Origin of the sequence: Flavilitoribacter nigricans DSM 23189 = NBRC 102662 (assembly GCF_002646595.1) — a bacterium.
Taxonomy (GTDB): Bacteria; Bacteroidota; Bacteroidia; order Chitinophagales; family Saprospiraceae; genus Flavilitoribacter; species Flavilitoribacter nigricans.
In genome coordinates this window covers 289,305-302,238 of record NZ_PDUD01000002.1, presented here as the reverse complement: position 1 = coordinate 302,238, position 12,934 = coordinate 289,305, and the positions used below count along the sequence as shown (strand labels likewise).

8 protein-coding genes are annotated in these 12,934 nt (G+C 49.0%); 5 read left to right on the top strand and 3 right to left on the bottom strand.

Going from position 1 to position 12,934, the window contains the following annotated elements; genetic code table 11:
- Nucleotides 1–115: 115 nt before the first annotated feature.
- The gene (gene asnS / locus CRP01_RS02890; RefSeq protein ID WP_185154547.1) at nt 116–1,564 is read left to right on the top strand and encodes an asparagine--tRNA ligase; all 1,449 of its coding nucleotides are present in this window, start codon (nt 116–118) and stop codon (nt 1,562–1,564) included.
- 70 nt (nt 1,565–1,634) lie between these two features.
- Here the strand turns inward: asnS and CRP01_RS02885 are convergent, their stop codons facing one another.
- A complete protein-coding gene (locus CRP01_RS02885) occupies nt 1,635–2,384 on the bottom strand; it encodes a hypothetical protein (RefSeq protein WP_099148485.1) in 750 nt (249 codons plus the stop codon).
- Between the two features lie 388 nt (nt 2,385–2,772).
- Nucleotides 2,773–4,110: a hypothetical protein gene (locus tag CRP01_RS02880; RefSeq protein ID WP_143473238.1), complete on the bottom strand. Its 1,338-nt coding sequence runs from the start codon at nt 4,108–4,110 to the stop codon at nt 2,773–2,775.
- Nucleotides 4,111–4,356: 246 nt separating this feature from the next.
- Between CRP01_RS02880 and CRP01_RS02875 the strand changes: the two genes are divergently transcribed.
- The gene (locus CRP01_RS02875) at nt 4,357–7,350 is read left to right on the top strand and encodes a T9SS type A sorting domain-containing protein (protein WP_099148483.1); all 2,994 of its coding nucleotides are present in this window, start codon (nt 4,357–4,359) and stop codon (nt 7,348–7,350) included.
- A 250-nt stretch (nt 7,351–7,600) separates the two neighbouring features.
- Nucleotides 7,601–9,121, top strand: coding sequence for a sulfatase family protein (locus CRP01_RS02870; RefSeq protein WP_222845649.1), 1,521 nt, complete (start codon nt 7,601–7,603; stop codon nt 9,119–9,121).
- A gap of 111 nt (nt 9,122–9,232) precedes the next feature.
- Here the strand turns inward: CRP01_RS02870 and CRP01_RS02865 are convergent, their stop codons facing one another.
- Nucleotides 9,233–10,891 (bottom strand): hypothetical protein, encoded by a 1,659-nt coding sequence (locus CRP01_RS02865; protein ID WP_099148482.1) that lies wholly within the window; start codon nt 10,889–10,891, stop codon nt 9,233–9,235.
- Nucleotides 10,892–11,077: 186 nt separating this feature from the next.
- Between CRP01_RS02865 and CRP01_RS02860 the strand changes: the two genes are divergently transcribed.
- The gene (locus tag CRP01_RS02860) at nt 11,078–11,959 is read left to right on the top strand and encodes a T9SS type A sorting domain-containing protein (RefSeq protein ID WP_099148481.1); all 882 of its coding nucleotides are present in this window, start codon (nt 11,078–11,080) and stop codon (nt 11,957–11,959) included.
- A 62-nt stretch (nt 11,960–12,021) separates the two neighbouring features.
- A complete protein-coding gene (locus tag CRP01_RS02855) occupies nt 12,022–12,933 on the top strand; it encodes a sugar phosphate isomerase/epimerase family protein (protein ID WP_099148480.1) in 912 nt (303 codons plus the stop codon).
- Nucleotide 12,934: the final 1 nt, after the last annotated feature.

Sequence of the window (12,934 nt, the reverse complement as noted above, 5' to 3'; positions counted from 1 at the left end):
AGGTAATCCTTCTACCCTCTACTTTAACCCTCTACCGAAGTTGCATCGCAACTTAGATTAATTACCAACTGCTTACTGCTGAGCATTTTTTGCTGACCACTAAGTTAACCGTATCATGATTCGAAGAAGTGAAATTGCCAGTATTTTAAAAGAGCCGAAGATCGGCGATCAGGTAACCGTAATGGGATGGGTGCGAGCTTTTCGCAACAATCGATTTATTGCCCTTAATGACGGCTCAACCGCTGGTAATTTGCAGATCGTAGTGGATCCGGATCAGCTACCCGAAGAAGTACTGAAACAGATCAGTTTTCACGCCTGTGTAAAGGCGACGGGGCAACTGGTAGAAAGCCAGGGAGCCGGTCAAAGTGTGGAAGTTGTGGCCGAAACCTTGGAGATCCTGGGCGGTAACAACCTGGAGCAGTATCCGCTGCAGCCCAAGCGGCAGACCATGGAGTTCCTGCGGGATAAAGCGCATTTCCGGATGCGGACCAATACCTTTAGTTCGGTATTCCGGGTTCGGCACGCTATTGCCTATGCGGTACACAAATACTATAACGACCGGGGCTATTACTACCTGCATACGCCCATCATCACGGGCAGCGATGCGGAAGGAGCCGGTGAGATGTTCCAGGTGACGACCCTGCCCATCGGGGATCCGCCCCGTACGGAAGACGGCAGCATCAACTGGAAAGAAGACTTTTTCGGTAAAGCCACCAATCTGACCGTGAGCGGGCAGCTCCAGGGGGAGATCGGCGCACTGGCGCTGGGTAAGATCTATACCTTCGGACCGACTTTCCGTGCGGAAAACTCGAACACAACCCGCCACCTTTCCGAGTTTTGGATGATCGAACCGGAAGTGGCTTTCAACGATATTGAGGACAACATGGACCTGGCGCAGGACTTTGTCCAGTACCTGATCAACTACGTCCTGGAAAACTATCTCGAAGATCTGGAATTCCTGGATCAGCGCATCCAGCAGGCCGAGAAAAATCTGCCGCAGGACAAACGCCGGCCCATGGGGCTGATCGAAATGCTGCGCTTCGTGGTCGATAACGATTTTGAACGTATCACCTACACGGAGGCGATCAATGTCCTGCGTCGCTCGAAGCCTTTCAAAAAGGGTAAATTCGAATTTGAACCGCAGTGGGGCAGTGATCTGCAGGCTGAACACGAACGCTTCCTGGTGGAGAAGCATTTCAAAAAACCGGTGATCGTCCGGGATTATCCCAAAGCGTTCAAGGCTTTTTATATGCGGCTTAACGACCAGCAGGAAGGCGTACCGGGTGAAACCGTCGCCGCTATGGATGTATTATTCCCCTTCATCGGCGAGGTGATCGGCGGTTCCCAACGGGAAGATCGCTACGATGTGCTACTCCGGCGGATCGAGGAGATGGATATTCCGGAAGAAGAACTCTGGTGGTACCTGGAACTGCGGAAATTCGGTGGTGCTCCGCACTCCGGATTCGGCCTCGGTTTCGAACGCATGGTCCAGTTCATTACCGGTATGACCAACATTCGCGACGTGATCCCGTTCCCGCGGGCGCCGAAGACGGCGGAGTTTTAGATAGTAGGGAGATTGCTGATTAGACTTTCTAAGTTTCGAAAACTTAGAAAGTCTTTTAGCAGTCAGTCAATCACTCTAAAACCAACTCCTTCAGTACTTTCCAGTTCGCTTCCGCCCGGTCGTGAAACGCTAAAAATCCAGCTTCATTTTCAAACCAGGAGATCACTTCCCGTCTCGGCAGGCGGGTCGGTTTTCGGCTGAGTATGCTGGCGTAAGAACTCCAGGTATAAGTGCGAAAATCCCTAACGAGATCATGGTGTACCGGATTCCGGTGAATGTACCAGATCAGCCACCTTAAGTAGTCCGTACTTTCTACGCTCTTCCTTTTAAAATATTTCTGAAACAGGCTCCCTTTCCAGCCCATTTGCTTATTCACCGCTTTACTGTAGCTCATAAATAATTTTCGGAATTGCTCGGACACCAGGAAGGCCGTAACCTGGCCGATCAGGTCTTTATCAAGCGTAAAAACTTCTGACAGATCTTTCAGGGAAAAGACCGGACGAACGGAATCGCCGGTAGTTTTCGCCAGATATTTTTCGATAGAATATTCCAGCCGCTTAGGCAGGGTAGGGTAATCCTCCATTGCGGAGGCAATGACCACTTGATCGGGTAAGGGGCGGATTAATAGATGAAAATGGTTCGGGATAAGGCAGTAAGCGAACAGATCGAAATAACCGGATGAATACCTAGCTAATCTTTTGAGAAAGAAAAGGTAGTGATCAGGAGTTTGGAAAAGATTCCCGGCACCGTTGGCCCGGTTGTATAGATGATAATAATGGCCTGGCAGCAGCGGCAGGCCGGTTTGTGAGCGCGTTTCCATAATAAATTGATACCGTAAAACTACAAGAAGGTTAAAATCCCTTCCTAAAGGATAATTTAAGGGAAATGTGGGGCCGAGGCAAGTTTTTGGTGCTAAAGACTTTCCAAGTAAAGACTTTCTAAGTTTCGAAAACTTAGAAAGTCTCGAGTCGTGCATCAACATTGGAGCTAATTCGGAGCCCTACACCTACTCTTCAATAAACATTCAGAAAATAATGGGAAATCCCATTTCTGGATACGTAGGGTATCGGCTTGTGATAGCCAGGATTCAAGAACCTCCCTTATCTATACCGGGATAGAGGTGTAGTGCACCGTTTTATGGTAAACATCGGAAGAACCAAGACTTTCTAAGTTTCGAAAACTTAGAAAGTCTCGGGGCGGTCGGGGTTCTACATATCATCCAAACGCTCGAGCAGCCACTGCCGCTCGGGGTGATTGGAATTTTGGATCTCCTCCCTTAATTTTTGGACTTTCTCCTTTTCGAAGGGGCTTACCCGCAGTAATTTTTTTGTGAACTTGATCAGGCCGAGGTAGCGGTTACGGTGGTAGCCCAACACCTCTTTCCGGCGAATATAGATGCGGAAGCTGTCCAGTAAAGATTCCAGGGCATCCATTTCTCCCTCTTCGTAATACATTTTCAACAGCATGGACTTGGCGTTGATGTTGAAGAGTATATTGTTGTATTCGGCCTGTACCAGGAGGATCATCGCCCGCCGGTAATCTTTTTTCTCAAAGAAGAGTTTAGCCCGGGAGAAATGGCTCAGATTTTCACGTTCGCTCTCCGGAAGCATGGCGTTCCACTCATCAATGAAGTGCTCGGCCCACTCAAACTCTCCAGCCTTAATGGCGGTAGCCACGGTATTATTAAAGGTAATAGGGGAGAGAGTACCCCGATCGATCAGCACTTCGTCCGAAATCCCCAGGCGATACCATTCGAAGGTTTCTTTGGCAAAACCTTCCACCCCGGCGTTCATTTTTCGCACGCAGTAGTTAATGGCCATCAGGTAGATCTCCCTCAGTTGAGAGTGCGGAAAAAGTCTGCTGTATTCATTGATCTCCGAGCGCAGCTTTTCGAAATAAGCCTGATCATCTTTTTCATCCGTGATCGCCTTCAGCACATAGTAATAGATGGCGATCGCCGGATCTTCGGTCATGTGGTTTTTTTCCACTTTGTCCAGTACGGCATCCAATAATCCCAGGTCGTATTGGGTTCGAAAAAGATTCTGGTGAAAATAACCGCGACAACTCCACTGTAATTTTTCAATAATAAAGGTCTTGTCCAAAGCATCGGATACTTCCTGCAGGTTGATTTTTGCATTTTTCGGCTGCGAGGATAAATGGTTGTATTTCTCTTTTTGGTGTTCGTAATTAGTTCGGTAGTAAATTTCATTACGGAATTCAGCTTCGTCCAGTTGACGGTGTACCTGATCCAGATTCTTTTTTACCATTTTTTCGAGTCCTCTGGCCCGGTAACTCTCTACCAGTGAGATCCTGGTGTGGAGATCATTCTGGATATACTGTTTAAAATAAAGGTATTCTTCGAGTGATTTGAACAAGAAATGTACGGTCTGGCGTAACTTTGCGTCATTGTAAGGCTCCTTGCCAAAAATTTTCCGGTAGACCCGTTCTTTTTCCAGAAATTTATCTTCATACAAATGATTACCGGCCATCAGATAATCGAACAACTGCACAACATCCTCCCGTTGGTTATGTATGGGGGATTGCAACCATTTTTTGAATTCTCGGACCTCCGATTTATCCAAAGTTGTTAAAACTTCAATCAATTGGCTTTTTTTCACGGGAGTAAATTATTTTTCGTCAACAGATAATTTGTGAAAATTGAGGCTTAATTAATTGATAATCAAAAATATAAATACTTGAATTTGGTTTTTATTGTCTAAAAATACCCATTTTTTATCAACAAATGCGGATTTTTGTCTTTGTATTTCCTCACCAATCAAATCATATTTGTAATGTCAAACGAAGCGAGCGACCTAAACAACAAACAGATGTTTCAATCCAATGCCAAATATGCGACTCATCTGAAGGGGTTTGGCCAGAAGTGCGCCATGCTGCTCTCGCTTTTAATTTGCTCAACATTCGCTTTCGGACAGGGCTGGGAACTTAGAGTTGGTGGCCCCAAAGAAGACCAGGCACGGGTAGTCATCCCTACGATTGATCAAGGCAATCTCGTAGTCGGTTTTAGCGAATCTTACGGCGATGATAATGACATTGACATTTTGGCAGTTCGTACCGATGTAGATGGTACGATCATTTGGCAGGAAATTTACGATGAATCTTTTACCGAGCAGCCCAGAGGCGTTATCGAACTGGAAGACGGTAGTTTCGTAATTGCCGGCTTGATCAAGGAGAGTTTTAGTGCACCCGTTAACATGTATCTCCTGAAAGTGCACAAAACCGGGCGGAAGATCTGGAGCAAAAGTTATCCCGCAAATATTAACCAGTCCGCACTTGACATCGTGCCGGCCCACGAAGGTGGCTTCGTGTTGGTAGGTGAAACCGAGAACAAAGCAACCGGCGCCAGTGACATCCTCGTCCTCAAAGTTGACGAAGACGGGGAGGAAGAATGGCGAAACGTTTTTGGGAACAGCGAGGCAGAAGACTTTGGTAAATGTATTGTTGCCGTATCCGATGGCTACATCGTCGGAGCAAACGTCAGTGAGAACACTGGCATATACAAGAATGTAGCCCTTTACAAACTGGATCTGAACGGAGATTTCGTTTGGTCCAAATTTTACGGCACCAACGGTACCAGCGAAGAGATCAACGATCTGTTGCTGACCAAAGACGAAAAGATCGTTTTCGTAGGTTCTGCCGGAGACTTTAATCGGGCCTTAATGGCCAAATGTGATCTCAACGGAGACACATTATGGTACCGGGAATTAAATCCCGAACCATACGATGATCTTTTGAATGAAGTGGTAGAACTACCGGACGGCAGTCTGGTAGCAGCGGGTTTCACTTTCCCAAATCCGGCTTACTCTAAAGTCCTGTTAATAAAACTGGACACTGAGGGTAACACCGTATGGGAAAGGCAGATCGGAGATGAAGAGCGGATTAATATCGGTGAAGATCTCGCGCTGGCTCCGGATGGCAGTTTCGTCATCGCCGGATATTCCAGCGGCTCTGCGGATGTTTTCCCCGTCATCAACGATGTAGTGCTCACTAAAGTGGATGCCAGCGGACGTTATCCCAGCAATCACCTTTCCGGTCAGGTCAATCACCTGCTGGACGGTTGCGGAGGCGTAGACGCGGTGCCTCTGCCGGAGTGGCTGATCGAAGTTGAAGGAGAAGAGGTCACCTATTACGGCACCACGGACGAAGACGGGTATTACAACATCAACGTAGATCCCGGATCGTACAAAGTGACGCTGCTGAAGCCTAATGAACACTGGGGAGTGTGTAACCCCGTGGCTTTCTACGCTGAATTCAGAGAACTTTATGACACAACGGTCACGAATTTTTCAGCCTACTCCGCCGAGGATTGTCCCTTTATGGAAGTGGACGTTACCGTACCGTACATTACGAACGGTCTGGTAGCGTGTGAAAACGCCACTTACACGGTCAATTACTGTAACCGGGGACCAGTCGCGGCCGCAGATGCTTACATCGAAGTGAAACTGGATGAAGAACTTCAGTTCGTCGATGCGGACATCATCCCTTCCGCGATCGATCCGGTAGAAAACCTCTGGACTTTCCAGTTGGGCGATGTAGCATCCATGGAATGCGGTAGCTTCAAGATCAAGGTTTCCCGGGATTGCGAAGGGTACGTCAACGGACAGGCAGTAGTCGTCCAGGCCAATATCTTTCCCAACGAGCTCTGTGTGGAGCCCGACCCGAACTGGGACAGATCAACGATCCAGGTGGCTGCGAGCTGCGAGCAGGACTCCGTTATTTTCATAGCGCGGAATATCGGTGACGAACCGATGGAAGTTCCGTCTGAATATATCGTAGTCGAAGATGTGGTCATCTTTTCGCAAGGACCCATCGATCCGCTGGGCGTAGGAGAAGAGCGTATCCTCGAAAAATTCAAAGGTACCGGTTCTACCTATCGGATGATCGCCCGCCAGTCGGAAGGTAATCCGGGTAATAGCCTGCCTACCGTAGCCATCGAAGGATGTGCGGCGGAAGGGATTCAACAAAGTATAGGTTATTACAACAATCTTCCCGAAAACGATCGGGATCCACAAGTTGACATTGATGTACAAGAAGTTATCAGTCCTGAGGAAACTACACTTTTGAAAGGTCATCCCGAAGGGTATAAAGATTATATCCTGGACCAAGAAACCGATATTGAGTATACAGTTGTTTTTAATAACATCTGGACTGATACGATTAATAGAGTTGTGATTCGCGATACCATCTCGCCCCATCTGGATATTAACTCCGTGGAGCCCGGGGCGAGTAGTCATCCCTATGATTTTGAAATTTACAACCACGGTATCGTGAAAATCACACTCAGTGAAATCCAACTTCAACCAGTCGGCAGCGCAGAGGACGCTCCTTCCAGTGGGTTTGTTAAGTTCCGCATTTCCCAAAAACCGAATAATCCATTGGGTACGGAGATTACCAATAGCGCTGCCGTCTACTTTGATTACCAAGCACCGGTAATTACCAATGAGATCAGCTATACGGTCGGCTGTACGAACTATCTGCAGGACGGCTGTCTGGAAATTGTTAATTTTGTCTCAGAAAAATTCCCCGGTGTCGAAATAAACGTAGCTCCTAATCCGTTTTTTAACAAAGCAACGATTGATATTGAAGGAATTACGTTTGACGAGGTCGATCTGGTGGTGTACGATTTGATGGGCCGCCTCGTTCGCACGGAAAAGCACCGTGCCAATAAATTTGAAGTTTATCGGAACAATTTACCAGCCGGAATGTACACATTCCAGATCCTTACGAGGGGACAAACACTTGCCACTGGAAAATTAATTGCCCGATAACCGTAATCCCATAAGCAATCGGTTCCTTGCTCCTCGGCAGGGAACCCCCAAACTTGAAGTCGTTTTTAAAACAACATAAGAATTAGGTCGTCTTATTATTTCATGAGATTATGATTTGTTATTAGCGAGAGGCCACGCCAGAAAGGCGTGGCTTTTTTTGTCATTTTCCCAACCGGCAAAATTTAGAAAGATTTATTTCCACTCCACCATTAATCGGTATCTTCAGGGCTAAACCAACTACAACAAGACCGTGAAATACCTAATCCTATTCCTGTTCGCCGGACTACTGTGGTCCTGCCAGCCGCAAGCAAAAGAAGAACTTGCAGCCGAAAACCTTCCGGAACAACCGAATATTCTTTTCCTTATTGCCGATGACTGGTCCTTTCCCCACGCGGGCGTGTATGGCGATCAGATCGTGCGTACGCCGACCTTTGACCGTCTGGCCAGAGAAGGCGCTGTATTTTCCAATGCTTACTGCGCGGCTCCGTCCTGCGCTCCCTCGCGGGCGGCGGTGCTTACCGGGCGCTATCCACACCAGTTGGAAAGTGCCGGCAACCTGTGGTCGATCATACCGGACAAATTCCCGAACTGGGTGAGCCTGCTGACGGAGGCCGGATACTTCTCCGGCAAAACCCGGAAAGGCTGGGCGCCGGGAGATTTCGAGCGGGGCGGTTATACCCATAACCCGGCGGGTAAAGATTTCGGGAGCTTTCGCGAATTTTTCACCGCCAGACCCAAAGGGCAGCCCTTCTGCTTCTGGTTCGGCAGCACGGATCCGCATCGGACCTATGTGCCCAACACGGGCATCCATACAGGTATGCCGCTCGAATCGGTGCAGGTGCCCGGCTTTATGCCGGATGTCGATTGTGTACGCAATGACATCCTCGATTACTATTTTGAAGTAGAACGTTTTGATCGCGAATGCGGGCAGATCCTCCAAATGCTGGAAGCGGCCGGTGAACTGGATAACACCATCATCGTTATGACCAGCGATAACGGCATGCCCTTTCCCCGGGCGAAAGCCAATTTGTACGATTACGGTACGCGCATGCCCCTCGCCATTCGTTATCCCCCCAGAGTGTCGGGAGGGACAGATGTGGATGCCTTCGTTAATTTCGTGGATTTTGCGCCATCCTTTCTGGAGGCGGCCGGTCTGGAAGTACCGGATATGGTAAGCGGGGAAAGCCTCTGGCCGCTACTGTCCGATCCGACCGATCGCACGGGCCGCGAGCAGGTTTTTCTGGAAAGAGAACGCCACGCCAATGTCCGAAAGGGAGATCTCAGCTATCCGATGCGCGCCGTGCGCAACGATGAGTTTCTGTACATCCGGAACCTGATCCCTGACCGCTGGCCGGCGGGCGATCCTTCGGTCTACCAGTCCGTGGGGCAGTGGGGCGATGTCGATAATTCCATTTCCAAATATCTCATCATGGATATGGAAGGCCAAACGGTTGCCGGGCAGGCGGATTTCTTCCAGCTGACTTTTGGCAAAAGGCCGGAGGAGGAATTGTACGCCGTATCGGAAGATCCCTTCCAGCTCAAAAATCTGGCTACGGATCCGGCGTATGCGGATGTACTGGCCGGTTTGCGTACTACATTGGACGAATGGATGACTGCCACCGATGATATCCGCGCTACCGAACCCCAAAGTATTTACTGGGATACGGTATTGTATACACCCAATTACCAGTTCAAAAACTTTGAACTGGCCGCTGAGATCGATGCCTATAAGATCGATCCACTGCGGGGACCGGATATTCCCTGCAAATAAATTATACGGGCCCTTTGATATGATGGGAGAACGGGTAGAGTATATCCGTTCTCCCGCCAGATACCATAACGATACCGGCTGGAAGCCTGGTAAACTTTAGCGGAAACCTACTTAATGATCTTCCATCACCTTGAGCATCCGCCGGGCATTGGTGCCGGCCGGTCCTTTCGGGTCCATGGCAATGACTTTGTTGTACAGTTCCACGGCCTTTTCCCGTTTGCCCGCTTTCCAGTGTCCTTCGGCCAGACTGTCCCAAACGTTGGGAGAATCCGGATAGATACTGGCGTTGAGCTGGAATACGAACAGGGCGGCATCAAATTGTTTCTCCCCCATGAGATTGTAGCCGGCGCGATTGAACTGCGATTCAAAATCATAGTAGCTATAGCGGGGATCTTTAGCCAGCCGTTTGGCTTCACTGCTCACTTTTTCCATATCGCCGGCCACAAACAAGCCCTCCAGGTAGGTCATTGGGCTGATAATGATCCCTTCGTCACCTTCGAAAGACCAGATGGCTTCCAGCACGGGATCCTCATTGGACTGGTACTCGGCAAAAGTCTGGGAAATGGCGATCTGCGGCGGCAGATAGGGACCGTCTTCCCATTGGGGTTTATCCTGCCACCAGGCGAAGGAAAGCCGCGGACTGAGTTTGCTGTTCGGCAGTTCTATTAAGCGGTTGTCGCCGTAGAAGTTGATATTTTCACCGGTAGGTTCTCCGATGAATATGGCATTGGTATAGTTGTGCAGTTCGTTGACGAGATTTTGGCAGGCGGAAAAGGTGCGGCCACTGGTAATGACAAAAAACTTGCCTAGCTGGTTGATCTTTTCCGAACGGATGATGCCGGTTACGACGGGTTTATTTTTGTAATTGTTGCCGCCGCCGTTCAGACGAACGTCCAGGACCAGTTTTTCCACGTCGTTTTCCTCAATAAAATTAAACACCCGCTCGTAAAATGCCGGGATGTTCTCCGAAGGATCGTCCTGGATCTGACTTTGGCGAACGTAAACCGTTTTTTGTTCCGGCAGATATTTGAAATAGTAGATCTTCTCCAACTGATCGAGCCAGAGCGGTGTTTCGCTTTGCTCCCGGGCGTCGAGCCATTCGCCTTGCTGCTGAATGAAGCCGTAGCGTCCGGGAAAGTGATCCGTTTCCATTCCACGGAAGCTCAGGTCAAAAGTTTTTCCATCTTTTTCGAGCTTGAGCGTGATCTCAGACCGGAGTTCATCGGTAATACCCTGAGCGTGCAGCACGGCCGGGTTCCCCAGCAGGTGCAGACCGTAGGCCCGGAAGTAAAAATCGTTTTCCGCCGGGAAGGCTTTTTTAACCGCTTCCAGAGCCGTTTCTATCGGAGTGCCGGCCACTTCCAGGATCTTCGCACCCAGAGCACGGGCGTAATCCTGATGGGTGCCCTGAATGAAAATACCATCCTTAAAGGCTACCGCATTGAAGGGAAGCTGCACCCCATTCAGCGGATTGTGCTTGTACCAGGCATTCAGCCTCAATCCGGTGTGGCCGTATTCGAATAGCGAAAGGATGCGGGAAAAGCCCACGATCACTTCGTGCGTCTCCAAGCCGGGGATCGCAGCGTGGAATTTCTCTACTTCGGCGTCAAAAACCTCCGCCGTAACTTTTTTAAACAGAAAAGGATAGTCCTGATGTACGGTGTGTTGTAAAAAACGCAGGTCTTCCTGCCAGGCCTGCGCATCCAGATCGGGTTGAGCACAGGTGAATAAACTTAGTGAACAGAGTAATAAAGTACACAGTGTACGCATAGTCGGGAATTTTTGTTTTTAGACGGTGATCATTGTATACAGGTCGCATTCTGGACCCGATTTATAGCAGCGCGTAAATTTAAAGACTTGATTTTCAGATAGAAGTTGCAGAATGCCCTTAGTTTCCTGCCACGAAATCAATACCTTTATTCAGGTGATTTCCCAAAAGCTAAAAATATAACTCTGATGAAAATATGCACGCTTATCTTCCGGCTGTTCCCGCTCTTTTTATTGTTGACGGTGAGCTCTCGGTCGGTGACTGCTCAAAGACTGGTGGAAGAAGGAAAGCAATGGAATATGTCAGCCAGTTCGGGCTTTTCTCCTAATGTATGGAGTTACTCCCTCCGGCTGTCGGGAGATACCACCGTAGCGGGAAATACCTTCCTGAAGGTCTGGAGATCAGATGATTCCTTGCAGCAGAGCCGGTATTTTACCGGACGTCTGTTGCGGGAAGATGAGCAGCAAAGAGTCTGGATGAAGCAGGGAGAAGAGGCGGAAACCCTACTTTACGATTTTGGCCTGCAGCCGGGAGATTCCATCACCTTTGCGGGGCTGTGCACGGCCTATCTGATGGAAACGGATACCGTAGTGCTCAACAATGGGGACCGGCGCCGGCGAATGCATTTCAAGTATAAACAGGCCGTTGGAATACCGGAACAATTCTGGATCGAAGGCATCGGGAGTCAGTTTGGTTTGTTAGAACATTGGGCTTCGTCCTGTTACACGGATGTGGGAGATTGGCTACTTTGTCACTTTGAAGAAGGATCGCTGGTTTATCCTGACAATCCGACCAGTTGTTTTCTTGTTTCGGCCCCGGAGCCTTCTCTTTCGGCTAACCTGCGGGTCTACCCCAATCCCACTACCGGACCTCTGACAATTGATCGAGAGATCAACAAGCTGAAAGCAGTAACATTACTGGACCTGCAGGGGCGGGTGATCCGGAATTGGAATCCAAAAAATCGGGACCATAAGCTGGATATTTCCGAACTACCGTCAGGAATGTACTTTCTGCAACTGAACATTGGAAACAGCTTGCGCCCTACCCTGAAAATAGTGAAACAGAATTGACTACATATCCAAAATTCCGACCGCTAACCATCAGTGATTAATTCAAAACAAAACGCAACGAAATGAAGAAACCAACCAATCGGCGACAGGCCCTGCAACGTATGGCCGCTTTGCCCCTGCTATCGGGCACTGCTTTTATGAACTCCGGTACAGCCGGAGAGCAAACCGTCCGGGAAGGCCGGAAAAACCTGAAGACCAGTCTGAATGCCTACTCCTTCAACCGTCCGCTGAGCGACGGCACCATGAGCATGGATGAATTGCTCGAATTCTGTTCGGAAACCGGATTTGAAGCCGTGGATATTACGGCCTACTACTTTCCGGGCTATCCAGAAGTGCCTTCCGATGAATACCTGTACAATGTGAAACGCAAAGCTTTCCGGCTGGGACTGGAGATCAGCGGTACAGGGGTACGGAATGATTTTACCCATACCGACCGGGCCAAACGGGAGGAAAGTATCCAGTTGGTTAAAAACTGGGTCATCGCCGCGGAAAAGATCGGCGCTCCGGTTCTGCGCGTATTTGCCGGACATCTCGACCATCCGGGATATTCCTGGGAAGCCGTTTCGGAGTGGATGATCGAAGATTTGAAAACCTGCGTCGAATTCGGAAAACAACACGGCGTGATGATCGGTCTGCAAAACCACAACGGGTTTCTCAAAACGGCCCGGCAGGTCAAAACGATCCTCGATGCGGTAAATGACGAATGGTTCGGTCTCATTCTGGACATTGGCAGTTACCGCCGGGGAAACCCATTTCAGGAGATCGCCGATACCATTGACTACGCGGTCAGCTGGCAGCTGAAAGAAAAAATGTATGTCAATGATGAGGAAGTCGATACGGATATTTCCCGGCTGATTAAGATCATCAAATCTTCTGATTATAAGGGCTACATTCCCATTGAAACGCTGGGGCCCGGCGATCCGAAAGAAAAGGTACGTGCTTTATTTTCCGAGGTGAAACGGGCTCTGGGATAAA

Bases quoted from the DNA above. Each gene is read 5' to 3' on its own strand.
- asnS (WP_185154547.1), top strand. From the start codon at position 116: ATGATTCGAAGAAGTGAAATTGCCAGTATTTTAAAAGAGCCGAAGATC.
- CRP01_RS02885 (WP_099148485.1), bottom strand. From the start codon at position 2,384: ATGGAAACGCGCTCACAAACCGGCCTGCCGCTGCTGCCAGGCCATTAT.
- CRP01_RS02875 (WP_099148483.1), top strand. From the start codon at position 4,357: ATGTCAAACGAAGCGAGCGACCTAAACAACAAACAGATGTTTCAATCC.
- CRP01_RS02865 (WP_099148482.1), bottom strand. From the start codon at position 10,891: ATGCGTACACTGTGTACTTTATTACTCTGTTCACTAAGTTTATTCACC.
- CRP01_RS02860 (WP_099148481.1), top strand. From the start codon at position 11,078: ATGAAAATATGCACGCTTATCTTCCGGCTGTTCCCGCTCTTTTTATTG.
- CRP01_RS02855 (WP_099148480.1), top strand. From the start codon at position 12,022: ATGAAGAAACCAACCAATCGGCGACAGGCCCTGCAACGTATGGCCGCT.